Here is a 26,011-nt window from a genome sequence, read left to right as displayed (position 1 = left end):
TTACAGTTTCACCCTCACGCCCCTACGGTACCCTGCCCTGATGACGATAAACGTTTTCTGCATTCTGCTGTTCGCCGCCCTGCTGCACGCTAGCTGGAATGCGATCGTTAAAGCGAGCGGCGATAAGATGTATGCGGCCATCAGCGTGAGCGGTTCGGCGGCGGTTATCGCCCTGCTGCTGCTGCCTTTCGCGCCGCAGCCGACCCTCGCCAGCGCGCCGTATCTGCTGCTTTCCAGCGCTCTGCAGGTGGTTTACACCGTGCTGGTAGCAAAAACCTACCAGGTGTCGGACATGAGCCAGACCTATCCGCTGATGCGCGGCACGGCGCCGCTGCTGGTGGCGATAGTCAGCGTCGTATTCCTCGGCGACCGCCTCTCCCCTCTGGCATGGTCGGGCATCGGGGTCATCTGTCTGGCGATCCTGGCGATGGCCTACAACGGGCGCGCCAGCTCGCGCCGCGGCGTGGTGCTGGCGCTGATTAACGCCTGCTTTATTGCCGGCTATACCCTGGTAGATGGTACCGGCGTCAGGCTCTCCGGCTCTGCGCTGGGCTACACGCTGTGGTCCTTTTTGATGAACGGAAGCTGCCTGCTGGGCTGGGCGACGATCGCTCGTCGGCATGAAGTCAGCCGCTATCTGCGCCAGCACTGGCACAAGGGGCTGCTCGGAGGTATCAGCACCATGGGCTCCTACGGCCTGGCGCTGTGGGCCATGACCCAGGCGCCGCTGGCGGTGGTTGCCGCGCTGCGTGAAACCTCGATTCTGTTCGGCGCGCTCATCGCCTTTGTGCTGCTTAAAGAGCGGGTCATACCGCTGCGCATTGCTGCCGCCTGCGGCATCGCGGCCGGCGCGATCCTGCTGCGCCTCTCTTAGCGGATCATGGCAACATTAGTTGCCGATTATTGTTTACAAAACCTGCCTTTCATTCCCCGACAATCGCCGCCGGGTGGTTGTTCTGTCATTTTTATGTGGTAGATTCCTCCATCGTTTACCGGATGTGCCAGTCACATATTCTTAATTTATCTCTACTAACAAAGTATTCATCGACATGAAACGGCATAAGAACTTCAATTTGTTGTTGATGCTGGTCGTGCTGGTGGCCGTTGGCCAGATGGCGCAGACCATATATATTCCGGCCATTGCCGACATGGCCGTCTCGCTCAACGCCCGCGAGGGCGCCGTGCAGAGCGTGATGGCGGCCTACTTGCTGACCTACGGCGTATCGCAGCTGTTTTACGGGCCGCTGTCCGACCGCGTGGGGAGACGCCCGGTTATTCTGGTCGGCATGTCTATCTTTATGCTGGCGACGCTGGTTGCCATCACCACCCATAGCCTGACGGTGCTGATTGTCGCCAGCGCGAGCCAGGGCATGGGCACCGGCGTCGGCGGCGTCATGGCACGAACCCTGCCGCGCGATCTGTACGAAGGCGCGCAGCTAAGGCACGCCAACAGCTTGTTGAATATGGGTATTCTGGTCAGCCCGCTGCTGGCGCCGCTGCTTGGCGGGATCCTCAATACCCTCTGGAGCTGGCGCGCCTGCTACGCCTTCCTGCTGGTACTGTGCGCCGTGGTAACCTTCAGCATGGCGCGCTGGATGCCAGAAACCCGCCCGGCCGGCGCGCCGCGAACCCGCCTCTCCACCAGCTACAGAACGCTTTTCGGCAACGGCGCGTTCAACTGCTATCTGCTGATGCTGGTAGGCGGCCTCGCGGGAATTGCCGTTTTTGAGGCCTGCTCCGGCGTGCTGATGGGCGCCGTGCTGGGCTTGAGCAGCATGGCGGTCAGTATCCTGTTTATTTTGCCGATCCCGGCAGCCTTCTTCGGCGCCTGGTTTGCCGGGCGTCCGAACAAGCGTTTCCCGACGCTGATGTGGCAATCGGTGATTTGCTGCCTGCTGGCGGGAATTATGATGTGGATCCCGGGGCTGATGGGCGTCATGACCGTCTGGACGCTGCTGGTGCCGGCCGCGCTGTTCTTCTTCGGTGCCGGAATGCTGTTTCCGCTGGCAACCAGCGGCGCAATGGAGCCGTTCCCGTTCCTCGCCGGTACCGCCGGCGCGCTGGTTGGCGGCCTGCAGAATATCGGCTCCGGCGTCCTGGCCTGGCTATCGGCGATGATGCCGCAGACCGGCCAGGGCAGCCTCGGGTTGCTGATGATGCTGATGGGACTGCTGATTATGCTGTGCTGGCTGCCGCTGGCATCGCGCTTTAGCCGCCATCAGCAGCCGGTTTAGGGCTTCGGTAGTTCTCCCCGGGCCGGGCGCGAAGCGTCCTGCCCGGGCTCCCCATCCGGCTGCTAAGCCTGCACCCGGCTCTGCAGCCAGTTGATAAAGGCATCGATTTTTGGCCACTGGCGTCCCGGGAGCGTGGTCACATAGTAGTGCTGGTGGCATTTCAGCGTCATTTCGCCAAACGGCGCGATCAGCTCCCCGCTCTCCAGCCGCTTTTGCACCAGCCTTTTGCGCCCCATCGCCACGCCGACGTGGTTCATCGCCGCTATCACCGCTAAATCGGAACGATCGAAGCCAATCCCCGACGATTGCGGCATAGTCATCCCAAACTGCTGCGCCCAGCTAAACCACTCGTCGGTGCCGGAGTCGTTGCTCCAGGCCTGACGATCGTGCAGCAGCGTGCAGTGCTGGAGGTTATCGGGATTCTGCTGCAGCTGGTGCTGGCGGGCATAGTCCGGGCTGCATACCGGCACAATCGCCTCGTCCATCAGAAAGTGGTGGCTGAGCTGCGATGACGGCAAATCGTCAAAGTAGAGGGCCAGGTCGATGCCGGCGCGCTGCATATTGACGTTATCGTTGCCGGTCAGCACGGTCAGCGAGATCGACGGATAGCGGCGGGTAAAGTCGCCCAGCGCCGGGACCAGCCAACACTGGGCAATCGACGGCCGCGAGTAGACCGTCAGGGTGCCGGACAGCTCCTGGTTTTTGATGTCCAGGATCTCCTGATTGAGGCTATCGAGGGATGACTTCAGCGCCCAGAACACCCGCCTGCCTTCGTGGGTCAGCTCCACCTTGCGGTGCGAGCGCACAAACAGCTGAATACCCAGCTCCTCTTCAAGCTGGTTCATGCGGTGGCTCACCGCGCTGGGCGTCAACGACAGCTCTTCCGCCGCCAGGGCAAAAGATTCGTGCCGCGCGGCCACCTCAAAGGTATAGAGCTTTGACAGCTGCCAGCCGTTGAGCAGCCGGTTACCCCTCTCTTGTTGCGCATCCATCCTGCGTCTCCCCCGATATAATCAGCGCTGATTGTAAAGAAAACGGCCGCCAACCGTCGCCTTAAAGATGAATAAAAGTGACCCATAACGCAAAATAACGCCATTTTTAGATGTTAATCACTTATTTGATTCAATCTAATTCACCTGAAGAGCCAATTATATCGTTTGTCAGCCGGCGGCGTTTTTCTGTTCAATAGGCGCAGATTATTTACAGGCGAGGTAGGGTATGGAATCGCAGATTTGGGTTGTGAGCACGCTGCTGATAAGCATCGTGCTGATCGTGTTAACTATCGTCAAACTGAAGTTTCACCCCTTCCTGGCGCTGCTGTTAGCCAGCTTTTTTGTCGGTGCAATGATGGGGATGAGCCCGCTGGATATGGTGAACGCCATTGAGAGCGGAATAGGCGGAACCCTGGGCTTCCTTGCGGCGGTCATCGGCCTCGGTACCATCCTGGGTAAAATGATGGAGGTCTCCGGCGCCGCAGAGCGTATCGGCCTGACGCTCCAGCGCTGCCGCTGGCTATCGGTTGACGTCATTATGGTGCTGGTCGGCCTGATTTGCGGGATTACGCTGTTTGTGGAAGTTGGCGTCGTGCTGCTGATCCCGCTGGCATTCTCCATCGCCAAAAAGACCCACACCTCGCTGCTGAAGCTGGCGATTCCGCTGTGTACCGCGCTGATGGCCGTCCACTGCGTGGTTCCGCCGCATCCGGCCGCGCTGTTCGTTGCCAACAAGCTCGGCGCCGATATCGGGACGGTTATCGTCTACGGCCTGCTGGTCGGGCTGATGGCCTCGCTGGTTGGCGGTCCTCTGTTCCTCAAACTTCTCGGCAACCGCCTGCCGTTTAAGCCGGTTCCCGCCGAGTTTTCTAACCTGGAAGTCCGTCAGGAAGAGACGCTGCCGTCGCTCGGCGCTACGCTCTTTACCATCCTGCTGCCTATCGCGCTGATGCTGGTAAAAACCGTTGCCGAGCTGAATATGACCAGGGGCGGCACGCTGTACATGCTGCTGGAGTTTATCGGTAACCCGATCACCGCCATGTTTATTGCCGTCTTCGTGGCTTACTACGTTCTCGGCATCCGTCAGAATCTCGGGATGAGCGTCCTGCTAACCCATACCGAGAACGGCTTTGGTTCAATTGCCAATATCCTGCTGATTATCGGTGCCGGCGGCGCGTTCAACGCGATACTGAAAACCAGCGGCCTGGCGGACTCTCTGGCGGTGATCCTGTCGAACCTGCATATGCACCCCATCCTGCTGGCCTGGCTGGTGGCGCTGATCCTGCACGCGGCGGTCGGCTCGGCCACCGTCGCGATGATGGGCGCAACCGCCATCGTTGCCCCGATGCTGCCGCTTTATCCCGGCGTGAGTCCGGAGATCATCGCCATTGCCATCGGTTCAGGCGCTATTGGCTGCACGATCGTCACCGATTCCCTGTTCTGGCTGGTCAAACAATACTGCGGAGCGAGCCTGAGTGAGACGTTCAAATACTATACAACGGCCACATTTATCGCATCCTTACTTGCACTGGCCTGCACGTTCCTGCTTTCTTTCATCATCTGAGCGCCAAGAGACGTAATATGAAAAACGCTGACATGACTACTTTAATCGCCCAGTTCCCGCTGCTGAAGGATCTGATTGCCCTGAAAGAAACCGCCTGGTTTAACCCGGCAACCACCACCCTGGCCGAGGGTTTACCCTACGTCGGCCTGAGCGGCGAAGACGTCCAGGATGCCCGCGCCCGCCTCGAGCGCTTTGCGCCCTATCTGGCGCAGGCTTTCCCGGAAACCGCGGCTACCGGCGGGATTATTGAATCCGAGCTGGTGGCAATCCCGGCCATGAAGGCGCGGCTGGAGCAGGAATTTGCGCAGCCGGTGGCGGGCGAGCTGCTGCTGAAAAAGGACAGCCATCTGCCGATCTCCGGCTCAATTAAAGCGCGTGGCGGCATTTATGAGGTGCTGACCCATGCGGAAAAGCTGGCGCTTGAAGCCGGTCTGCTCACCACTGCTGACGACTACAGCAGGCTGCTCACGCCTGAATTTAGACAGTTCTTCAGCCAGTACAGCATCGCTGTCGGCTCCACCGGGAACCTCGGAATGTCGATTGGCATTATGAGCGCGCGCATCGGCTTTAAGGTCACCGTGCATATGTCCGCCGACGCTCGGGCGTGGAAAAAAGCGAAGCTGCGCAGCCACGGCGTGACGGTGGTGGAGTACGATCAGGATTACGGCGTAGCGGTTGAGCAGGGGCGTAAAGCCGCCGAGTCAGACCCTAACTGCTTCTTTATCGACGACGAAAACTCGCGCACGCTGTTCCTCGGCTACGCCGTCGCCGGCGAGCGTCTGAAGGCCCAGTTTGCTCAGCAGGGCCGGCTGGTCGATGCCGACCATCCGCTGTTCGTCTATCTGCCGTGCGGCGTGGGCGGTGGCCCTGGCGGGGTGGCGTTTGGCCTCAAGCTGGCCTTCGGCGACCACGTGCGCTGCTTCTTCGCCGAACCGACCCACTCTCCCTGCATGCTGCTCGGGGTGTATACCGGACTGCACGACGCGATTTCGGTGCAGGATTTAGGTATCGATAACCTCACCGCCGCCGACGGACTCGCCGTTGGCCGCGCATCGGGATTCGTCGGCCGGGCAATGGAGCGCCTGCTGGATGGCCTCTATACCCTCGACGACCAGACGATGTACGACATGCTGGGCTGGCTGGCGCAGGCGGAGAATATCCGCCTCGAGCCTTCGGCGCTGGCGGGCATGGCCGGGCCGCAGCACGTGTGCGCCAGCGCGGCGTACCAGCAAATGCACGGCTTTAGCCCGGAGCAGATGCAGAACGCCACCCACCTGGTGTGGGCCACCGGCGGCGGCATGGTGCCGGAAGAAGAGATGGCGCAGTACCTGGCGAAGGGCCGCTAGCCCGCCGTCAGCGCAGCAGCGGCATCAGCTCGGCGGGCGATCGATGCTGGCTTTGTAAGTCACGCATGACGCGCATATAGGGCGCGCTCATACTGTAAAACTGGCGATAACCCGCGCACAGCGGGTTTGGGCTATTTTGCGCATTCAGCGGCGGGCAATCACCGCCGCAAATCCTCAGCCACGGGCAGTCGCGACACGCAGGCGTGACCGGCGCGTCGGCGGGACGCACCGCTTCACCACACCAGCCGCGCAGGGCGCTCTCAAAGGGAAAAATCACCATCCGGCCGATATCTTCGCGTACCCAAATAGCAAAAACCGCGCACAGAAACGCTCCCCAGGCCTCGGCATCTTGCGGCTGAAGCTGTGGAACCAGGCGGATCGCTGCAACGCCCTGCTGGCGCAGCTGGTGATAATATTGCTGCGGGCTCTGGCAGTGATGGCGATAAATATTGACGTCCAGTACCTTCAGCTCTCTCTCTGCGGCACTCCTCCTGTGGCAACGTCCTGTCATGTCACATCCTTAATGAATAAAACAATCTGCCGTAGATGAGTTACAGCAAACATTAACGCCAGCGAAAGCACTGCGAGGGAGATCAAAAATTTGTCACGTACCGCCCGGGATTGTGCAAAATCGCTCTCGCTGATATCCATCAGGTTGCGGCTGCGGGTATAGCGCCAGAGAATAATGGCCACCGCGGCCAGCACGCCAATCGACAGCCAGAACAGCGCCCCCGCGCTGTGCCAGTTATGCTTGATAGCCAGCGCCATTAGCGCCCCGTAGCCCAGCAGCGTGCGAAACCAGGCCAGCGACGTGCGCTCCGGCTGCAGGCCAGGGTCGCGCTCCCGCCGCATCCGCCGCCTATCCACCGTAGAGCACCAGCCCCGTCACCACCACGACCACAATCATCAGCAGAATGCTGATCGCCAGCAGCGTTCTGGTATAGGGCAGATCCTGCTTCAGACGCATCGCCTTTTCATTACTCAGCCAGCGCAGATAGCCGTAAATGGCCAGGCCACCGGCAAACAGGCACAGCAGCAGCGCCAGCACCTCGCGGATCAGCGGCGTGGCAAAGTCGGGCGCCAGCTGATCGAGGCCGACCCCGGCGGCGAGAAAGCCCAGCGCCGTGCGGATCCAGGCGAGAAAGGTACGTTCATTGGCGAGTGAAAAGCGGTAATCCGGCGCTTCACCGACGCGGGAGATTTTCATCAGGGTTCCTTGTTCGTGCCACGGCCAGGCACCAGCATAGCGTAATTTGTCGCGAACAGGGGAAGAGGGAAAACCGGCACCCAACGGATGCCGGTTAGAGGGAGGGATTAGTGCAGCTCTGGCCAGTACTCTTTATTGGCCGTAATCAGGTCATCAAGGATAGCCTTCGCAACGGAGGCGCTCGGCACGGTTTTCGACAGCGTAATCGCCTGCCACAGCTTGTGGTAGGAGCGATGTTCCCAGGCATCAACCACCAGTTTTTCGACCGCCACCTGCTGGCCCATCATCCCTTTCTGGAAGTTCGGGATATCGCCCACCGTGAGCGGCTCCGGCCCGTTATGACCAACCAGGCACGGAATTTCGACCATCGCGTCGGCGTCAAAGTTATGGATAGCGCCATTATTCGGCACAATCAGCAGCATGCGCTCCTGGGTGTTGAAGGCAATCGCCGCCGCGAGGTCAACGATGTACGAGGCGTGCTCGTCGATCTCCAAATCACCGGCAGAGGATTTACCGGCGGCAATAATGGCCCGACAGGCAGTGAAGACGTTTTTCTCGCGATGATCCATGACCTCGTTTGCGCGGGTGCGCTCAGGGTTGGAGTGCGCCACCACATAGTCCGGGAACAGATAGTACTTCAGGTAGGTGTTCGGCATGGTGTCCGGATCCAGCGCCTGCACATCTTTTGCCTTGGCAAAGGTATCGTTCCAGCTCGCTTCGGTATGCGGGTCGTTTGACGGCGGAACGTAGCCATATTTAGCGACATGTTCACGCAGTTTCGGCATCAGGTCGTTACCCTGCAGATCCTCAATCGAGGTCCACCAGCCGAAGTGGTTAAGGCCATAGTAGCGCACACGCATCTGCTTGCGGTCTTTCAGGCCGACGATTTGCGCCATTCGCCCTTCGATACCGATCGGCATATCACAAATGTTGAGGATTTTCGCATTCGGGCGCAGGCGACGGGTCGCTTCTGCCACAATGGCCGCCGGGTTGGAGTAGTTAAGCATCCACGCGTTCGGCGAATATTTTTGCATGTAGTCCACCAGCTCCAGCACGCCGCCGATAGAGCGCATACCGTAGGCGATGCCGCCAGGTCCGCAGGTTTCCTGGCCCAGCACGCCGTGGCGCAGCGGGATTTTTTCATCTTTTTCACGCATCGGATATTTACCGACGCGAATGTGCGCCATCACGAAATCCACGTCGGTAAAGGCCGCCTGCGGGTCGGTGGTGTAGCTGAACTCAATATCCGGCGCCTGCTCTTTGAGAATGACTTTACAAGCTTCGGCGATAGTCTCCTGCCGCGCGCCGTCGTTGTCATAAAATTTCAGCGCCCGCAGCGGGAAACGGTCCTGGTTAGCTAACAGCATTAATACGATGCCCGGGGTAAAGGTACTGCCGCCGCCTGCGATAACAACTGAGAATTTCTTCATGATACTGCCTCCGTCATGGTGTTTTGTTCGGTCTGTAGAGAATCTTTGATGAGGGTTTCAAGCTGGTCGCGAACCTGAGGAACGTGCAGGCCAACGATGACCTGGATCCCGTTGCCGCGCCGCACCACTCCGTGGGCGCCCAGCGCTTTAAAGACGTCGTCACTTTGCGTTTTCGCCATATCGACCAGCGTGATACGCAGTCGGGTGGCGCAGTTATTGATGCTCTCGATATTGCTCGCCCCGCCCAGCGCCTGCAGGAAGCCTGCGGCCTGGCCGAGTTTGGTCTCCATCGCACCCGCGGCGCTGGTTTTGCCGCGCGCCGCCTGGTAGTCGGCCTTGCTGTAGAGCTTGATTTCACTCTCTTCCCGTCCCGGCGTTTTCAGGTTGAGGCGCAGGATCAGGGTGCGGAAGATAACGAAGTAGATACCGGTGAAGCATGCCCCAACGCCGATCTGGATAAACATCATCGACGCGTGGTTGTGGAACATCGGGATCCAGTTTTGCGGCAGGAACTGATCCAGCAAACCGCCGCCAAAATTGCCTACCACGCCGCACATATACATCACCGTCGCCATCGTCGCCGCCAGCACGGCGTGCACGGCGAACAGCAGCGGAGAGATAAACAGGAAGGTAAACTCCAGCGGTTCGGTAATGCCGACCAGCATGGCGGTGAGGGTGGCCGGTATCAGCAGGCCGGCAACCTTGACGCGGTTTTCCGGGGCGGCGGTAAAGTAGAGCGCCAGCGCAATACCCACCGAGCCAAAGACCTTCGAGTTGCCGTGCAGGGCGAAGCCGCCTTCCGGGAACAGGGTCTTCAGCGGCTCGGTGCTCTGACTGAACTCCTGCAGATGCTGCGCCCAGTACATCTGGATGCCGCCTTCCACCACCGCCGGGCCGAAGATAAACGGACCGTAGACAAAATGGTGCAGGCCGGTTGGGATCAGGATCCGCTCAAGGAAAATATAAACCCAGACCCCGAGCGCCCCGGCCGAGCGTAAAAACGCCTGCAGGGATTCAATACCCATCTGCACCTTCGGCCAGCCGAGCAGCGTCAGCCAGGCGCAGGGGATCATCGCCAGGAATGCCACGATGACGACAAACGAAGAGCCCTGGAAAATACCGAGGAAAACCGGGAGCGGTTTATCAAAATAGCGGTTATGGATCGCGGTCACGAAGCCGGAAATAACAATCGCGCCGATGATGCTGGTATCCAGCGTTTTAATCCCGGCAATCATTGCCAGGCCGCTGCCGGCGGTGGGTTCGGCGGTAAAGTCGACGCCGAAGAAATGGCCCCAGGTCATCCCCATCGCGTTAATGAAGTAGTTCCAGGTGAGGAAGCTGACCAGCACCGCGAGGCAGGCCCGGCCCTGCGCCTGTTTAGCGAGGCCAATCGGCAGGCCGACGGCGAAAATCAGCGGCATATTACGAAATACCGTCCAGCCGCCCTCTTCAATAATGTGAACGATTTGCGCAAATAAATTATCGGGGGCCGTAAGCGCTTCGCCGACAAACATCGGGTTGCGCAACATAATGGCAATCCCGACCACGATCCCGGCAAACGGAAACAGCAAAACCGGGGTAAACATGGCGCCGCCAAAACGTTGTATTTGACTGAGCATTTTAAAATCCTCATTTAACAACCAGTAGGGTTAGAGGCCTTATTTGTCTTGAGTATCGGCCTAAAGCGAGAATAGAAATTTACCCGTCATCCAACATGCAATGTCGGTGCGATTCGTGATCGCTTTCATGGTTTTAATTACAACGATGTTGTCTACTTTTGGAATGAAACATAGACAACAACAATGTCACCCATCTCCAGCCTGTAAAAATGTCAGCGTATTCATATGTAATTTAATGATTTTAAATACGAAACAGAGGTTTGATAATTACCTCTGATACTGGAATAGAGGTCTACTGGTGATCTACAAATCTATTGCTGAAAGATTGCGTCTGCGGCTCAATTCATCGGATTTCAACATCGGCAGCCCGCTGCCGGGAGAGAAAAAGCTGGCGCAGGAGTTTGGCGTCGCGCGGATGACCATTCGCAAAGCCATCGACCTGCTGGTGAACTGGGGGCTGGTGGTGCGTCGCCACGGCAGCGGCACCTACGTTGCGCGCAAAGACGTGCACCATGAAACCACCAACCTGACCGGCCTGGCCGAGGTGCTGCGCCAGCAGGGGAAAGAGGTGGTCAGCCAGGTGCTGATTTTTGAGGTGATGCCCGCGCCGCCCGCGATTGCCAGCCAGCTGCGGATTCAGATTAACGAACGGATCTATTTCTCACGACGCGTGCGCTACGTGGACGGAAAGTCCCTGATGCTGGAAGACAGCTATATGCCGGTCAAACTGTTTCGTAACCTGTCGCTGGTGCATCTCGAGGGGTCAAAGTTTGACTACATCGAGAAGGAGTGCGGGCTAACGATTAGCGGTAACTATGAGAGCCTCTCTCCGGTGCTGGCGGACAAGCAGCTGGCAAAATCGATGAATGTCCCTGAGCAGACGCCGCTGCTGCGCATCACCTCGCTCTCCTACAGCGACAGCGGCGAATTTCTCAATTATTCGGTTATGTTTCGCAACGCCAGCGAGTATCAGGTGGACTACCACTTACGCCGCGTCCACCTCGATAGCCCGTTAGCTCATCCCCCAGAACAGCACGGCGAGGAGCTGCGGAGTGATGATGCGTAAAAACATCACCAGCGGGTAGACCGTGGCATAAGACAGCGCCGCCGCGCCGCTGGTGGCGTGCAGGTTGTTGGCGAAGGCCAGCGCCGGGGGATCGGTCATGGAACCGGCCAGCATGCCGCAGAGGGTCAGATAGTTCATCTTCAGCAGCATTCGCGCCAGAACCCCGACCGTCAGCAGCGGAATGGCGGTAATGAAAATCCCGTAGGCTATCCAGCTCAGGCCGTCGCCATGGGTCAGCGTCAGAATAAAATCCCCCCCCGACTTCAGGCCAACCACCGCCAAAAACAGCACGATCCCGAGCTCGCGCAGCGCAAGGTTGGCGCTGGGCGGCATAAACCAATAGAGCTTGCCGATGCTGCCGATTCGCCCGAGGATCAGCGCCATAATCAGCGGCCCGCCGGCCAGGCCCAGCTTAAGCGCGACGGGAAAGCCGGGAATAAACAGCGGGATAGAACCCAGCAGCACCCCTAAACCAATGCCGATAAAGACCGGCAGCATCTGAACCTGCTGCAGTTTTTGCTGCGCGTTACCCAGTTCAGCAGCAACCGCGTCAATCGCCTCCGGGCGCCCCACAAGGTTAAGGATATCGCCAAACTGCAGGCTGGCATGGCTGCTGGCCACCAACTCCACGCCGGCGCGATTAAGCCGGGAGATAACCACGTCATAGCGCTGCTTGTAGTTGAGATCGCGTATTTTCTTGCCGAGGATTTTCTCGCTGGTCACCACTACCCGTTCGACTTTCAGATCGGTACCGCGGGTGGAGAGCGAGGTGGAGACCTCCTTACCGATAACCAGCTGCGCATTGTGTAAATCCTCCGGGCGCCCCACCAGATGCAGAAGGTCGCCGGTCTGGATCAGCGTGCCCGGAGCCGGGACCATCAGCAGCTCATCGCGCTTCAGGCGCGAACAGATCAGCCTGTCGCTGTTGAGCATCGGCACATCCTGAATCGCCATATTATTCAGGTTAGGGTTTTCTACGCGGACGTTAATGGTCTGCAGCAGCGCATGACCGTTACCGCTGCTCTCGTCAAACTGCTGGGCTTCTTTGTCGACGTTGACGCGAAAGAACAGGCGCACCAGCCACATGGTGAGCAAAATGCCGCAAATGCCAAACGGATAGGCCATGGCATAGCTCATCCCCATCTGGTCTACCACGTCGAGCGGCACGCCAAGATCGCGCAGGATCTGCTGCCCGGCCCCCAGCGCCGGGGTATTGGTGACCGCCCCGGAGAAAATACCGAGGACTATCGGCAGCGGAATATTAAAAAGCTTATGCAGCACCGCGGTCACCAGGCCGCCGAGAATAACGATGAGGATAGCAAAGAGGTTGAGCCGCAGCCCTGAGACGCGCAGAGAGGCAAAGAACCCCGGCCCAACCTGGATACCGATGGTGTAAACGAAGAGGATCAGGCCAAATTCCTGAATAAAGTGCAGCATGGGGCCGCTGAGGGTCACGCCGGCCTGGTCGACAAAGTGGCCGACGATAATACCGCCAAACAGCACGCCGCCAATGCCAAAACCCACGCCGCGAATTTTGACATTGCCGATCCACAATCCGACAACCGCCACCAGCGCCAGGACGCTGACGGTCAATGCTATATCACTCATCGTGTTTTCCCTGTGAATAACATTAGTAATGACAGGGATTATGGCCCAAGCCTCCAGGCCTGTATGCAGCCTGGCGCACAATAATCAGCGGGTCATCGAAAGCGCGTAGAGGCTATTTCTGCCGGATCATTTCAGCGCCGCAGGGCAAAAAAAAAACCCCGACGGATCGGGGCTTTGATGAGGGGGCCAGATTAGCTGTCGAGCGCCGGACGCTCGCTAATGGCGATCCGCTGCGGGATGACCGCTTCCGGTTCATTGCGGGTAAGATCGATATGCAACAGACCGTTATTAAAGGTGGCTCCCGAGACTTCCATATTTTCGGCCAGCGTAAAGCTGAGGCTAAAGGCCTGGCTTATCAGCCCCTGATGCAGCCACTTGGTCTCTTTTTCCGCCTGCTGCGGCGTGCCCTTCACGCTCAGGCGCGTGCCTTCCAGCTGAATATCCAGATCTTCCTGACGGAAACCGGCCAGCGCAAGGGTAATGCGATAGTGGTTATCGTCGCTTTTTTCGATGTTATAAGGGGGGAAGCTCTGGCTTTCACCGGCGGTTTGCAGCGCATTAGCCAGTTTGTCAAAACCGATCCATTGACGCAGCAGCGGGGATAAATCGTAGTTACGCATAATGTGTTTCTCCTTCTAAGAAGCGAGTGAATACCGCGGGTTGGTTAACCCGCACGTGCTCCCTGACGGCGAGCAAGTTTTAATATCGGGCCGCGCGGGCGACCCAACGGGATTAGTTGATTTCGATACGGCGAGGTTTATCCGCTTCCGGGATCACCCGTTCCAGTTCGATATACAGCAGACCGTTCACCAGGTTAGCGCCGCGAACGTGGATGTTTTCCGCGATCTGGAATTTACGCTCAAAGTTGCGCTCGGCGATGCCCTGATAGAGGTAGGTACGCTCTTTCGGCTCACCGGCGTGGGCACCTTTGACGATCAGCAGATTGTCCTGAGCGGTGATCTCCAGTTCGCTTTCGGCAAAGCCGGCAACGGCGATCGCAATGCGGTAATGGTTTTCGTCTACCAACTCGACGTTGTACGGAGGGTAGCCGCCATTGCTCTGGCTCTGATTGTTTTCTAACAGATTAAAAAGGCGGTCAAAACCAATAGCAGAACGATACAGCGGAGAGAGATCGAAATTACGCATAATAAATAGCTCCTGAAATCAGCGAGAATTTTATGACCTTCCATCATGGACAGGTCGTTATTACCCGGAATACCCCGCAGGCGTATTCTCATCGGGCCACGTTTCTAAAATGGGTTTCCCGGCGCGTTTTTCAAGACGAATGCCGCAATTTTTTTTGCAGTTTGCCGACGATTGCTTAGACTGGGGGGAGCACAAAAGGCAAAATGCGATGCCAGCCACAGTGCGGGGCAATAACGCTATGCATTCAGAGGATGGCTCGATATAACCGATAAATGGTTATCTCAATGCCCGAAACAATAATGGAAGAATGATGAAAAGCGGTCTGTTAAAGCTGGTCCTGTTCGGCGGAATGGTAGGCTTGAGCGGTTGCTCCAGCGTGATGTCTCATACCGGTGGCAAGGAAGGAACCTACCCAGGAACGCGAGCCAGCGCGCAGATGCTGGGCAACAGCGATGCCAACTGGGGCACAAAATCCCTGGTGGCAATAGATATGCCCCTCACCGCGGTGATGGATACGCTGCTGCTGCCGTGGGATATGTTCCGTACCGATAGCTCGATAAAATCGCGCGTAGAAAAAAGCGAAAGAGAGACGCTGGCGACCAATTCGGTTATCCCGCCAGCATCAATGACAACTCCTTGATCTAAGGCGTAACTTCGGTGGTCCACAGCTGACGATAGCCGTCCACCTCCGCCATCCATGCCAGATATTTGCCATCCGGCGAAAAGACGATCGCATCCGCTGAAGGCGCGCTTTCTCCCTCGGCCGTCAAAAAGGTCACCGCCCCCGACCGCGCGTGGCAAAGCGCAATCCGATTCTCCAGCACAAATCCCAGCCATTCGCCCGACGGGTGCCAGTTAAACGCCGACTGAATATCCGAACGATTAGCGGTGAGCTGCCGCAGGCCGCTACCCTGCGGCGAAATCAGCCACAGCTGAACCACGCCGGCATCATCGCGCATCAGAAACGCAATCTCCGTCGCCTGCGGGTTAGCCCGCACCCAGTGGCGCGGCGCGGTGGCTAATCCGGGATAGCGGCGCTGGTGAGTAAAGGTCAGGCGTCGCTGCATCACGCCGGCCGGCGGCGCGGGAAGCGTTGTCTCGGTACCCGCCAGCGGCGCATCGCCCTGCTGCTTCCAGCCTTGTTCGCTATCCGGCAGGGTGACGATAAACAGCTCGGGGACTTTTTCACCCTCTGCCGATCGCGTGTCGCCGATAAAGGCCAGAGCGTGATTACCGACCCAGCCCTCTTCATAAGCGCGGTTAATTTCATCGCTGCCCGGCGTCGGTTCAGGCGTCGTCCGGCTGACCAGCACGCACCAGTGGCTGCCGCCGTACTCACGCGGATGCTGCCCGCGCGGTACCACCGGGCCATAGGGCGCCGCCACCCCAACGTTGCGCAGATCCAGCGCCGGCGAGCGCTCGTGCATCACGTGATCGTTATAGGTAAAGCTGACCAACTGACCATCAGGACTATAAACATGGACGTGGCTACCGCCGCGCAGCGCGCCTGCGGTATAGGGAGCGGTGATATCCATCGCATCGAGGTTACGGCACTCCCCCTGAAACGACACCACGCCGCGGCGGTGGTGGAAATCATACCGCCAGCTCTCATCCGGATGTTCGGGTCCGTGAATAAAAACGTAGGCATCTTTCGTTGGATGAACGGTCACCACGCCAACGTGGGCGCCCTGCTGCGCGCGATAGATTGTCTCTACCGCGCCGGTGTGGACGTTGACCCGCTCAATCGTCTCCCCGGTGAAGGAGGCTCCGGACGGACGGACGTCAAAAACCAGCCACTGGCTGTCCGCAGTCCAGACGCGCGTATTGGTCAACTGATGATGGCGAGAGGCAAAAGTGATTTGTTTCATAGGGCTACCCTGATGCACGGCGTTCGCATCAGGGTATAGTATCGGTAAGAATTAGCCTACACGTTTAATATCGCCCACCAGCACGATGTAGGAAAGCGCGCCAATCAGGGCCACGACGGCAATATAAACCAGGGCAGGCGCAAAGCCATATCCCTGTGCCAGGTAGCCGATGACCAGCGGAACGGTGATCCCGCCCAGGCCGCCGACAAAGTTAAACACGCCCCCGGTCAGCCCAATCAGGCGCATCGGCGCCAGCGAGGACACCAGTGACCAGGTGATAGACGCAAAGCCGTTGCCGAAGAAGGCGATAGCCATCAGGGTCATAATCCACACCGGATCGTTGGTGTAATTCGCGCCGATAATACAGGTCGATATCAGCAGCCCACAGATAATGGGCGTTTTACGCGCGGCGCCCAGCGAGACGCCTTTTCGCACCAGCCGGTCCGCCAGCCAGCCCGAGAGCAGCACGCCAACGAATGCGGCAAGGAACGGAACCGTGGTCATAAAGCCCGCTTTTAGCGCGGAGATCCCCTTTTCCTGAGTCAGGTAGTTCGGGAACCAGGTCAGGAAAAACCACAGCGTGGAGGTGACGGCAAACTGCCCGAGGTACACGCCGACCAGCTTGCGATGGAATACCAGCTTCCAGTCGGCTTTGGTCATCGGCTGCCGCGCCTCTTTTTTGGCCGGCGCATCGCCGTCCACCAGGCCGCCGCCGTCGCGAATATAGTCCAGCTCGGCCTTGCTGATGCTTTTAGTCAGGCGCGGAGGCTGGTAGACCTTAAACCAAATTAACGACCAGACAATACCGATAGCGCCGGTGACGATGAACACCCAGTGCCAGCTCAGCAGCTCCTGGATCCAGATCAGCAGCGGCGTCAGGAACGCCAGCCCCACAAACTGACCGGAGGTGTAGAACCCGACCGCCGAGGCGCGCTCGTGCTCCGGGAACCAGCTGGTCACCATCCGGTTGTTGGTCGGGAACGCCGGGGCCTCAAAAATACCCGTAATCGCTCGCAGACCAATCAGCGACATCAGCCCCGTGGCAAAGCCCTGAAATAGCGTCGCCACCGACCAGCCAAAAATGGCAATAAAGTAGGTCATCCTCGAACCTACGCGGTCGAGGAACCAGCCGCCGGGAATTTGACACAGCGTATATAGCCAGGCAAAAGCAGAAAAAATATAGCCCATTTCCGTTTTGCTAATACCAAACTCTTCCTGAATATGCGCTGACGCGACGGCAAGATTAGCCCGATCAACGTAGCAAATAACAACGGTAATAAAGATCATAACCAGCGTCAGATAACGACGACGACCGGGTTTTGCAGCAGTCACTGAAATATCCATAGCAATCTGTCTCCAGATTTTGGGCATAGCGAAACCGCTCACCATGCCCTGTAATTTACAGAGGGTTTATTTGAATTTTTTATTAATAACTTAAGCGTAATGCGCTAAATAATTTGTGCCGGGGAACGGCGGCAACTTTTCACACTCCCTGGAGCATACATTAGTATGTGACTGGGGTAAGAAAATGCAGCCAACGCATCACCAGTGCAAAGTATGACGCACATTACCATTCGGCGACGGAACCATCCTCATGACGCCATAATGGATTACGCCAGTCCGGCGCATTTTTACTGAGCTCAATCACTCTGGCTTCATCAATTTCCACACCCAGCCCCGGCTTCGTTAACGGTTTAAAGAAGCCGCCTTCCATATTGAAGTCTTCTTTATTCTTCACAAAGTCGAGCAGCTCCGCGCCCTTATTGTAGTGAATGCCCATGCTTTGTTCCTGGAGGACCGCATTGCGGGCGACGAAATCGACGTGCAGGCAGGCGGCCAGGGCGATCGGGCCCAGCGGGCAGTGCGGCGCCAGCGCCACGTCATAGGCCTCGGCCATGCCGGCAATTTTATAGCATTCGGTGATCCCCCCAGCGTGCGACAGGTCCGGCTGCAAAATAGCCAGGCCGCCGGCTTCCAGCACCCGTTTAAATTCGAAGCGTGAGAACATACGTTCGCCCGCCGCAAGCGGAATATGCGTTTGCGCCGCCAGTTTTGGATAATATTCCGCCTGCTCCGCCAGTACCGGTTCCTCAATAAATAGCGGACGATACGGTTCCAGTTCTTTAATCAGCACCCTGGCCATCGGCGCGCTGACGCGGCCGTGGAAATCAAGGCCAAACTCAATTTCATTGCCGAAGGCTTCGCGGATTTGCGCCACGGTATTGACCGCGGCATCTACCGCCCGGGAATTATCAATAACTCCCATCTCTTCGCAGCCGTTTAATTTGAAAGTATCAAAGCCAATCCCGCGCAGCTTTTTAATACCCTCGATAACTTCCGCCGGGCGATCGCCGCCAACCCAGCTGTAGGCTTTAATTTTGTCCCGCACCAGGCCGCCCATCAGCTGCCATACCGGCGCATTCAGCACTTTGCCTTTAATATCCCACAGCGCCTGATCGATACCGGCAATGGCGCTCATCAAAATAGGGCCGCCGCGATAGAAACCGGCGCGGTACATCACCTGCCACAGGTCGTTAATACGCGCCGGGTCCTGGCCAATCAGGTACTCCCCCAGCTCATGGACCGCCGCTTCGACGGTGCGCGCGCGCCCTTCAATCACCGGCTCGCCCCAGCCAACGATGCCTTCATCGGTTTCAATTTTCAGGAACATCCACCGCGGCGGTAAACGGTAAGTAGTGAGTTTGGTTATTTTCATTGCACAGCCTCTCGATACGCTTTAACAAATTCGGCAGCCTGGCGGGCGGTGCGTTCAACGGACTGTCCGGCACGATAAAGATCGCTCCCCAGTCCTGCACCGATACAGCCGGCATCAATCCACTGCGCCAGGTTCTCCGGCGTGACGCCACCGACGGCGAAAACGGGGACCTCTGACGGTAAAACGGCCTTCAGCGCCTTGATGTAATCCGGGCCAAAAGCGGAGGACGGAAACACCTTCAGGGCTCTGGCACCCGCATCGAGCGCGGTGAAGGCCTCGGTGGCGGTCGCGCATCCGGGACAGACGGTCATGCCGTAGCCCACCGCGCGGCGAATCACTTCGCTTTGAACGTTTGGCGTAACGATCAGCCGACAGCCCATCTTCGCCAGCTCGTCAACCTGCTCCGGCTGCAGCACGGTGCCTGCGCCAATCAGCGCCCGATCGCCAAACGCCTCGACGATGGCCGGAATGCTTTGCTGCCAGCGGGGCGAGTTCAGCGGAATTTCGACGGCATCGAATCCCGCGTCGATAACGGCGCCCACGTGAGCCAGCGCCTCTTCCGGCGTGATGCCGCGCAGAATTGCGATCAGCGGAAGCTTAGTTTGCCACTGCATATATGATGCTCCTTATACCTGCCTGAAATGCGGTATCGCCGGAAACGACCGTCGCCTGACGACCAAATGTGGCCAGCGCCTGCTGGTAGCGGTTCGCCAACGCCTCTCCGGCAACGATGGTAATCTGCTGGTCAATCACGCTTTCGCTCATGGTGGCAACCTCAGCGCCAATCAGCAGACCGGATAAAAACTCGCTGACGTGCTCGCGCGGCAGCGTGCCGAGAACGTGCGAAGCGCGAACCTGAAAGAGCTGCGCTAAAACGGCGGGCGAGTTCAGCCCGCGCTCGAGGCCGGCAGAAAAGGCCGCCGCGGAGGTTTCCTGCGGTGGGAGACCGGCGCCCACCAGCGAGTGTTGCAGCAATAAATGGTGCAGTTCGCCGGTCATCACGGTGCGAAAATCAAGAATTTGCTCGCGGTCGGTATGCACCCATTTGCAGTGGGTGCCGGGCATCACATAGACCGATGAGGGGGCGATCGCGCGCGCGCCGAGCAGTTGCGTCTCTTCGCCGCGCATCACGTTGCGGTTATCGTCCCGGGAGACGCTAAGGCCGGGAACGATCCAGATATTGTCGCCAACGGCCGTTAACTGTTGGCAAATCGCGGAAAAATGGGCAGGAACCGGTAAGTAAGGAGCGATTTTCCAGCCCACGTTGCTGCCGACCATTCCCGCCATCACCGCTGGCGTGGCGTCGTCGCGCCAGCCTTCGGTTATCTCACTAAACACCGCCGCCGGGGATCTGCCGTTGAGGCGGGTTACGCCAGCCTCCGACTGCCTGCTCTCCAGGCATCTGTCGCCCTGAAAAAGCCAGGCGCGCAGGTTGGTCGATCCCCAGTCAATTGCGATGTAGCGAGATGTCATGTGATTTCCTTCAGCCTTCGTGTTGAGCTGGCGATCATGGTGAGCGCCGCCTGCTCCGCCGCTTCGCTATCCTGATGCCGGATGGCATCAAACAGCGCCTTATGTTCCTGGAGGGTCTTCGGCATATTGCCTTCATCTCCCATCCAGGTTCGTTCAAATACCGCTCGCTGCAGCGAGCTGATTGCCACGCTCAGCTGCTGTAACACCGGGTTATGCACCGACTGCAGCACCGCTTCGTGATAGCGAATGTCGGCTTCGTTAAACGCATCCCGGTCCTGGTTATTGGCAATCATCTCGTTCAGCGCATCTTCAATTTGCGCCAGATCGCTGGAGGTCGCGCGTTCAGCCGCCCAGCGGGCGATGGCCGGTTCCACCAGGTTTCGCACTTCGCTCATTGCGCCAATCAGGCGCGGGTCATAATCGTTCTCCAGTACCCACTGCAGCACCTCGGTATCAAGGTAGTTCCAGTGATTACGCGGCGAAACAAAGGCTCCGCGATAGCGCTTCATCTCAATCAGCCGCTTCGCCATCAGCGAGCGAAACACTTCCCGGATAATATTGCGCGACGTTTCAAACTCTTCGCACAGGTCCGCTTCTGCCGGCAGCGCCGAGCCGGGAACGTATTTACCGCCGACAATCTGGCGGCCCAGCGTCATGATGATGCGATCGGTTTTGGTCAGGTTCATGGCACGTCCTCTAAGAAAACACTCTGCCTTACTTTACCCTGACTGCCGGTTTTCGCCTCATCTTTGCAGTACAAACGTGATGCTCTTCGTTGTCTCACGTGGTGCATAGTAGTACTAAGCTGTAATGTTGTACTACAATTTAGATCACAAAAAGAACAATTGGTAAGATAAAAAAAGCGCGAACCCGCGGGTCGCTGCTTAAGGGGAGTGGTGGAACGGAGAGTTGGGCGGGGAAAGAGGCTTAGAAGGCTTCGCCAACCTGGAAGTAGAAACCGCTGCTGCCTTTACCGATGCCGTAGTCGAGGCGAATATTGACCCGAGGTTTGAATTCAAAGCGATAGCCAACGCCGGCCGTCGGTAGCCAATGGCCGTTGTTTAGCTCATCCACGGAAGGACCCATGGTGCCCGCGCCCACCCAGGCCACAATCCCGTGACGCCAGGTCAGCTGACGGCGATATTCAAGCTGGGTGCTGACCACGTTTTTATCGCGGTAGCGCCCCTGGTAATAGCCGCGCATCCGTTCGTCGCTGCCAAGCAGCGGCAGCATGCTCCACGGCACGTCTCCCTGAGTCAATACGCCATCGGCCTCCCAGGCCAGCACGCTTTTTTCGCTGAGCGCCTGGTAGCGGCTGTAGTGCAGGTGAAACTCATCGAACCGCGTATCGCTCCCGAGCCCCGGGGCGTAGTAGGTATAGCGCAGGTTGGCATACTGGCCCTTGCGCGGGTTCGGGACAAAATCACGATCGTCCCAGCTCAGATCGATACTGACACCGGAGCTGAATACCGACGGCCCCTGCGGGGTACTTTCGATTTTGGGCAAATCGCTTTGGTCCAGCCGATCGGCGTTCTGCGCCGCCAGCGACCAGCCGACGCCAAGATAAACGTTGTCCACCAGCTGTCGGTACAGGGTTGGCCGCAACGTCAGGACCTGAGCGGTATACTTTTCCTTGTTGCCGTCATCATCGGCGGCGGCAAAGCCCTGGCCCCAGTAGTAGGTTGGCGTGTTGGCCAGCGATCCTTCGAGAAAGACGCGCCACCGATCTTCGGCAAAAAAAGCGTAGTTTTTCACGCTGACGCCGAAGGCGCCGGTTGAGCTGGCGTAGCCGCTGAGGGTTAAGGTTGAGTTCTGGCTGACCGTATCGCTGGGATCGGGGCGGTACATACCCACCACCGCGGTGCCTATTCCCAGGCCCAGCTCGGGAGTGTAAAACGGCCCGGGCATCACGCCCCAGTCGATACCTTTAGCGGCATCAAATTTATCGCTGGCTCCCAGCGTCTTTAGCCAACCGTCTATTTTGTCACGGCTGAGCGCCTGTGCCTGCACCTGCCCGATAAAAGAGCATGTGATACAAAACAGAATGCCGCCGCGTAGCGTACTCAACAGCGATGCTCTCCAGTGAAAAAAGTCAGGGCCGACAAAGTGAAACCGCATCGTGTCTGAGTATAGTTGCCATCCAGCTTTACTCTTTGAAGCCGATACAGATTTGCGTAAACAAGGGCAGGAGAATATAGAGTTTTCGATTCGAAATGAGAGGGTTACGTGCGGATTTACGCTAAAAAATGAAAATACAGACGGCTCAGGCCCGGGTTTGCCGGGCCTGAAGATAAATCAGGATAAAACGTACTTCTCAATGGCCCAGGCCACACCGTCTTCAAGGTTCGATTTGGTAATAAAGTTTGCCGCTTCTTTCACGGTCGGTATCGCGTTATCCATCGCCACGCCGACGCCGGCGAACTCAATCATCGCGATGTCGTTTTCCTGATCGCCAATCGCCATGATCTCTTCCTGCTTGATATTCAGCGCATCGGCCAGCGACTTCACGCCGGTGCCTTTATTGACCCGCTTATCGAGGATCTCGAGGAAGTATGGCGCGCTTTTCAGCACGGTATACTTCTCTTTCACTTCAGCCGGAATGCGGGCGATAGCCTGGTCCAGAATCACCGGCTCATCAATCATCATCACCTTCAGCAGCTGGATGTTGGGATCCATATTTTCTGCTTCACAGAAGACCAGCGGGATGGTTGCGACGTAGGATTCATGCACCGTGTAGTAGCTCACATCGCGGTTAGCGGTATAGAGCGTATTGCGGTCAAGCGCGTGGAAGTGGGAGCCGACGTCGCGGGAAAGCTGTTCCAGATAGCGGTAGTCATCATAGCTCAGCGCAGTTTGCGCGACGGTGCTGCCGTCGCTTGCCTTCTGCACTAACGCACCGTTGTAGGTGATGCAGTAGTCTCCCGGCTGCTCCATGTGCAGTTCTTTCAGGTAGCTGTGCACGCCGGCATACGGCCGACCGGTGGTCAGCACCACGTTGACACCGCGCGCGCGGGCCGCGGCAATCGCGGTTTTAACGGCAGGAGAGATGGTATGGTCTGGCAGCAGAAGCGTGCCGTCCATATCAATTGCAATCAGTTTAATAGCCATGAGATCCCCAGGTAAGATGAGTCCTGACTCATGCTAACGCGATTCCGCTCAAAAAACAGCAACAGAAGCCAGGGAAAACGGGGATAGGTTAGCCAGGGGGATTCCCCTTTTCCGGCCAAAAAAAACCCGGATGACGCCGTTGAGCGTGCATTCCGGGTTTATCAAACGCTTACCCCGGTCAGCGAAGCGCTATACCGGGGAATTTGCGGCTTAGATATCGATATTCGCCGCTTTCAGGGCGTTTTCTTCGATAAATGCGCGGCGCGGTTCAACGGCGTCGCCCATCAGGGTGGTGAACAGCTGGTCAGCGGCAATCGCATCCTTAACGGTTACGCGCAGCATACGGCGGCTATCCGGGTCCATGGTGGTTTCCCACAGCTGGTCCGGGTTCATTTCACCCAGGCCTTTATAGCGCTGGATAGAGAGCCCGCGGCGGGACTCTTTCACCAGCCACTCCAGCGCCTGTTCAAAGCTGGCAACCGGCTGACGGCGTTCGCCGCGTTCGATAAACGCGTCGTCTTCAATCAGGCCACGCAGCTTCTCGCCGAGGGTGCAGATACGACGATACTCGCCGCCGGTCACAAACTCATGATCCAGCGGATAGTCGGTATCGACGCCGTGGGTACGGACGCGAACAATCGGCTCGAACAGCTGCTGCTCCGTGTTTTCATGAATATCAAACTTCCACTGGCTGCCGTGCTGCTCGTTTTCGTTCAGATCGGTCACCAGCTTATTCACCCAGCGGGTTACGGCCTGTTCGTCCGACAGCTCAGCTTCGCTCAGCGTTGGCTGATAGATAAGCTCTTTCAGCATCGTTTTCGGGAAGCGACGCTCCATGCGGCCAATCATTTTCTGCGTTGCGTTGAACTCGGCAACCAGCTTCTCTAACGCTTCGCCAGCCAGAGCCGGGGCGCTGGCGTTGGTGTGCAGGGTGGCGCCATCCAGGGCGATGGAGATCTGGTACTGATCCATCGCTTCATCGTCTTTGATGTACTGTTCCTGCTTGCCTTTCTTCACTTTGTACAGCGGCGGCTGCGCAATGTAGACGTGGCCACGCTCAACGATTTCCGGCATCTGACGGTAGAAGAAGGTCAGCAGCAGGGTACGAATGTGTGAACCATCGACGTCCGCATCGGTCATGATGATGATGCTGTGGTAGCGCAGCTTATCCGGGTTGTACTCGTCGCGGCCGATACCGCAGCCCAGCGCGGTGATAAGCGTAGCGACTTCCTGGGAAGAGAGCATCTTGTCAAAACGGGCCTTCTCAACGTTGAGGATTTTACCCTTCAGCGGCAGGATAGCCTGGTTTTTACGGTTACGGCCCTGCTTGGCAGAACCGCCCGCGGAGTCCCCTTCCACGAGGTACAGTTCGGAGAGCGCCGGGTCGCGTTCCTGACAGTCAGCCAGCTTGCCCGGCAGACCGGCCAGGTCCAGGGCGCCTTTACGACGGGTCATTTCACGGGCACGGCGTGCCGCTTCGCGCGCGCGCGCGGCATCGATAATTTTGCCTACCACAATCTTGGCGTCTGACGGGTTTTCCAGCAGGTATTCGTTCAGCAGTTCGTTCATCTGCTGCTCTACCGCGGTTTTCACCTCGGAGGAGACCAGCTTGTCTTTGGTCTGCGAGGAGAACTTAGGATCCGGTACTTTCACGGAAACGACGGCAATCAGGCCTTCGCGGGCATCGTCGCCGGTGGCGCTGACTTTGGCCTTTTTGCTGTAGCCTTCTTTATCCATGTAGGCGTTCAGGGTACGGGTCATCGCCGCACGGAAGCCCGCAAGGTGCGTCCCGCCGTCGCGCTGCGGAATGTTGTTGGTAAAGCAGTAGATATTTTCCTGGAAGCCGTCGTTCCACTGCAGCGCAACTTCAACGCCGATACCGTCTTTTTCGGTGGAGAAATAGAAGATATTCGGGTGAATTGGCGTTTTGTTCTTGTTGAGATACTCAACGAACGCCTTGATGCCGCCTTCGTAGTGGAAGTGGTCTTCTTTGCCGTCACGCTTATCGCGCAGGCGAATGGAGACGCCGGAGTTCAGGAACGACAGCTCGCGCAGGCGTTTGGCCAGAATCTCATATTCGAATTCGATCACGTTGGTGAAGGTTTCATAGCTCGGCCAGAAACGTACCATGGTGCCGGTTTTTTCGGTATCGCCGGTCGCGGCCAGCGGCGCCTGCGGCACGCCGTGGGCGTACAGCTGACGGTGAACTTTATTATCGCGCTGAATCACCAGCTCCAGCTTCTGCGACAGGGCGTTAACCACGGAAACGCCTACGCCGTGCAGGCCGCCGGAAACTTTATAGGAGTTATCATCAAACTTGCCGCCTGCGTGCAGTACGGTCATGATGACTTCTGCCGCCGATACGCCCTCTTCCGGGTGAATACCGGTCGGGATGCCGCGGCCATCATCCTGTACGGAGACGGAGTTATCGCTATGGATGGTGACAACGATGTCTTTACAGTACCCTGCGAGCGCTTCGTCGATAGCGTTATCCACAACCTCGAATACCATGTGGTGCAGACCGGTGCCGTCATCCGTGTCGCCGATATACATACCCGGGCGCTTACGCACCGCATCCAGCCCTTTCAGGACTTTGATACTGGAGGAGTCATAAGAATTCGACATCAACGTTTC

At 57.9% G+C, this 26,011-nt stretch carries 24 protein-coding genes and 1 other annotated feature; of the genes, 6 read left to right on the top strand and 18 right to left on the bottom strand.

The annotated features are described in order from the left end of the window. Positions 1 to 40 precede the first annotated feature (40 nt). On the top strand, positions 41 to 874 hold the full coding sequence (locus tag M2416_RS15360) for a DMT family transporter (RefSeq protein WP_041143311.1): 834 nt from the start codon (positions 41 to 43) through the stop codon (positions 872 to 874). A 175-nt stretch (positions 875 to 1,049) separates the two neighbouring features. Next, the gene (gene emrD, locus M2416_RS15355; protein WP_259225548.1) at positions 1,050 to 2,234 is read left to right on the top strand and encodes a multidrug efflux MFS transporter EmrD; all 1,185 of its coding nucleotides are present in this window, start codon (positions 1,050 to 1,052) and stop codon (positions 2,232 to 2,234) included. A 62-nt stretch (positions 2,235 to 2,296) separates the two neighbouring features. On the opposite strand, the gene dsdC is transcribed toward emrD, so the two are convergent. Further along, positions 2,297 to 3,226 (bottom strand): DNA-binding transcriptional regulator DsdC, encoded by a 930-nt coding sequence (gene dsdC / locus M2416_RS15350; protein WP_259225547.1) that lies wholly within the window; start codon positions 3,224 to 3,226, stop codon positions 2,297 to 2,299. Between the two features lie 226 nt (positions 3,227 to 3,452). Here dsdC and dsdX point away from each other — a divergent pair, with 226 nt between their 5' ends. After that, the gene (gene dsdX / locus M2416_RS15345) at positions 3,453 to 4,790 is read left to right on the top strand and encodes a D-serine transporter DsdX (protein WP_076947900.1); all 1,338 of its coding nucleotides are present in this window, start codon (positions 3,453 to 3,455) and stop codon (positions 4,788 to 4,790) included. Between the two features lie 17 nt (positions 4,791 to 4,807). After that, positions 4,808 to 6,136 carry a D-serine ammonia-lyase gene (gene dsdA / locus M2416_RS15340; RefSeq protein WP_259225545.1) on the top strand — a complete coding sequence of 443 codons (1,329 nt, stop codon included), beginning with the start codon at positions 4,808 to 4,810 and terminating at the stop codon, positions 6,134 to 6,136. Between the two features lie 7 nt (positions 6,137 to 6,143). Here the strand turns inward: dsdA and M2416_RS15335 are convergent, their stop codons facing one another. The 5 genes from M2416_RS15335 to M2416_RS15315 all read right to left on the bottom strand — a co-directional run bounded on the left by M2416_RS15335 (position 6,144) and on the right by M2416_RS15315 (position 10,392). Continuing rightward, positions 6,144 to 6,584, bottom strand: a complete 441-nt coding sequence (locus M2416_RS15335) for a regulator (RefSeq protein WP_310504036.1) — start codon at positions 6,582 to 6,584, stop codon at positions 6,144 to 6,146. A gap of 59 nt (positions 6,585 to 6,643) precedes the next feature. Further along, positions 6,644 to 6,988, bottom strand: coding sequence for a DUF202 domain-containing protein (locus tag M2416_RS15330; RefSeq protein WP_076947902.1), 345 nt, complete (start codon positions 6,986 to 6,988; stop codon positions 6,644 to 6,646). Between the two features lie 7 nt (positions 6,989 to 6,995). After that, positions 6,996 to 7,343, bottom strand: a complete 348-nt coding sequence (locus tag M2416_RS15325; RefSeq protein WP_041143316.1) for a YidH family protein — start codon at positions 7,341 to 7,343, stop codon at positions 6,996 to 6,998. Positions 7,344 to 7,450: 107 nt separating this feature from the next. Further along, a complete protein-coding gene (locus M2416_RS15320; protein ID WP_259225542.1) occupies positions 7,451 to 8,773 on the bottom strand; it encodes a 6-phospho-alpha-glucosidase in 1,323 nt (440 codons plus the stop codon). Continuing rightward, on the bottom strand, positions 8,770 to 10,392 hold the full coding sequence (locus tag M2416_RS15315) for an alpha-glucoside-specific PTS transporter subunit IIBC (protein WP_259225541.1): 1,623 nt from the start codon (positions 10,390 to 10,392) through the stop codon (positions 8,770 to 8,772). Before M2416_RS15315 ends, M2416_RS15320 begins: the two co-directional genes overlap by 4 nt. A gap of 298 nt (positions 10,393 to 10,690) precedes the next feature. On the opposite strand from M2416_RS15315, the gene M2416_RS15310 reads away from it, so the two are divergent. After that, the gene (locus tag M2416_RS15310; RefSeq protein WP_076947904.1) at positions 10,691 to 11,458 is read left to right on the top strand and encodes a GntR family transcriptional regulator; all 768 of its coding nucleotides are present in this window, start codon (positions 10,691 to 10,693) and stop codon (positions 11,456 to 11,458) included. Here M2416_RS15310 and M2416_RS15305 read toward each other — a convergent pair. From M2416_RS15305 to ibpA, 3 genes are all read right to left on the bottom strand, one after another. Further along, a complete protein-coding gene (locus tag M2416_RS15305) occupies positions 11,405 to 13,066 on the bottom strand; it encodes a putative transporter (RefSeq protein ID WP_045853756.1) in 1,662 nt (553 codons plus the stop codon). The two genes, M2416_RS15310 and M2416_RS15305, sit on opposite strands and share 54 nt — an antisense overlap. A 191-nt stretch (positions 13,067 to 13,257) precedes the next feature. Further along, a complete protein-coding gene (gene ibpB, locus M2416_RS15300; RefSeq protein ID WP_041143321.1) occupies positions 13,258 to 13,686 on the bottom strand; it encodes a small heat shock chaperone IbpB in 429 nt (142 codons plus the stop codon). A 112-nt stretch (positions 13,687 to 13,798) separates the two neighbouring features. Further along, positions 13,799 to 14,212, bottom strand: coding sequence for a small heat shock chaperone IbpA (ibpA, locus tag M2416_RS15295; protein WP_041143322.1), 414 nt, complete (start codon positions 14,210 to 14,212; stop codon positions 13,799 to 13,801). Continuing rightward, positions 14,206 to 14,280: a sequence feature (ROSE (Repression Of Heat Shock gene Expression) occurs in the 5'-region of heat shock genes and acts as an RNA thermometer to modulate expression.), on the bottom strand. It overlaps the preceding gene by 7 nt. A gap of 239 nt (positions 14,281 to 14,519) precedes the next feature. Between ibpA and M2416_RS15290 the strand changes: the two genes are divergently transcribed. Then, positions 14,520 to 14,852 carry a YceK/YidQ family lipoprotein gene (locus M2416_RS15290; RefSeq protein ID WP_045853754.1) on the top strand — a complete coding sequence of 111 codons (333 nt, stop codon included), beginning with the start codon at positions 14,520 to 14,522 and terminating at the stop codon, positions 14,850 to 14,852. Between the two features lies 1 nt (position 14,853). Here M2416_RS15290 and M2416_RS15285 read toward each other — a convergent pair whose 3' ends face one another. From M2416_RS15285 to gyrB, 9 genes are all read right to left on the bottom strand, one after another. Further along, complete coding sequence (locus M2416_RS15285; RefSeq protein ID WP_076947906.1) at positions 14,854 to 16,080, bottom strand: DUF3748 domain-containing protein; 1,227 nt, start codon at positions 16,078 to 16,080, stop codon at positions 14,854 to 14,856. Between the two features lie 51 nt (positions 16,081 to 16,131). Further along, a complete protein-coding gene (locus M2416_RS15280) occupies positions 16,132 to 17,469 on the bottom strand; it encodes an MFS transporter (protein ID WP_259225532.1) in 1,338 nt (445 codons plus the stop codon). A 178-nt stretch (positions 17,470 to 17,647) separates the two neighbouring features. After that, on the bottom strand, positions 17,648 to 18,796 hold the full coding sequence (gene dgoD / locus M2416_RS15275) for a galactonate dehydratase (protein WP_259225531.1): 1,149 nt from the start codon (positions 18,794 to 18,796) through the stop codon (positions 17,648 to 17,650). Continuing rightward, a complete protein-coding gene (locus tag M2416_RS15270) occupies positions 18,793 to 19,410 on the bottom strand; it encodes a 2-dehydro-3-deoxy-6-phosphogalactonate aldolase (RefSeq protein WP_041143327.1) in 618 nt (205 codons plus the stop codon). Before M2416_RS15270 ends, dgoD begins: the two co-directional genes overlap by 4 nt. After that, positions 19,394 to 20,269, bottom strand: a complete 876-nt coding sequence (locus M2416_RS15265) for a 2-dehydro-3-deoxygalactonokinase (protein WP_076947908.1) — start codon at positions 20,267 to 20,269, stop codon at positions 19,394 to 19,396. Before M2416_RS15265 ends, M2416_RS15270 begins: the two co-directional genes overlap by 17 nt. Continuing rightward, positions 20,266 to 20,955 carry a D-galactonate utilization transcriptional regulator DgoR gene (dgoR, locus tag M2416_RS15260; RefSeq protein WP_041143329.1) on the bottom strand — a complete coding sequence of 230 codons (690 nt, stop codon included), beginning with the start codon at positions 20,953 to 20,955 and terminating at the stop codon, positions 20,266 to 20,268. Before dgoR ends, M2416_RS15265 begins: the two co-directional genes overlap by 4 nt. A 241-nt stretch (positions 20,956 to 21,196) precedes the next feature. After that, a complete protein-coding gene (locus tag M2416_RS15255; RefSeq protein WP_259225530.1) occupies positions 21,197 to 22,336 on the bottom strand; it encodes a BamA/TamA family outer membrane protein in 1,140 nt (379 codons plus the stop codon). A 228-nt stretch (positions 22,337 to 22,564) separates the two neighbouring features. Beyond that, entirely contained in the window at positions 22,565 to 23,377 is an 813-nt protein-coding gene (gene yidA / locus M2416_RS15250) for a sugar-phosphatase (protein WP_041143331.1), read from the bottom strand. 210 nt (positions 23,378 to 23,587) lie between these two features. Beyond that, entirely contained in the window at positions 23,588 to 26,002 is a 2,415-nt protein-coding gene (gyrB, locus tag M2416_RS15245) for a DNA topoisomerase (ATP-hydrolyzing) subunit B (RefSeq protein WP_259225527.1), read from the bottom strand. Positions 26,003 to 26,011 lie beyond the last annotated feature (9 nt).

Source organism: Klebsiella sp. BIGb0132, from assembly GCF_024810075.1.
GTDB lineage: Bacteria > Pseudomonadota > Gammaproteobacteria > Enterobacterales > Enterobacteriaceae > Klebsiella > Klebsiella terrigena.
This window is presented reverse-complemented; position numbering and strand designations above follow the sequence as displayed.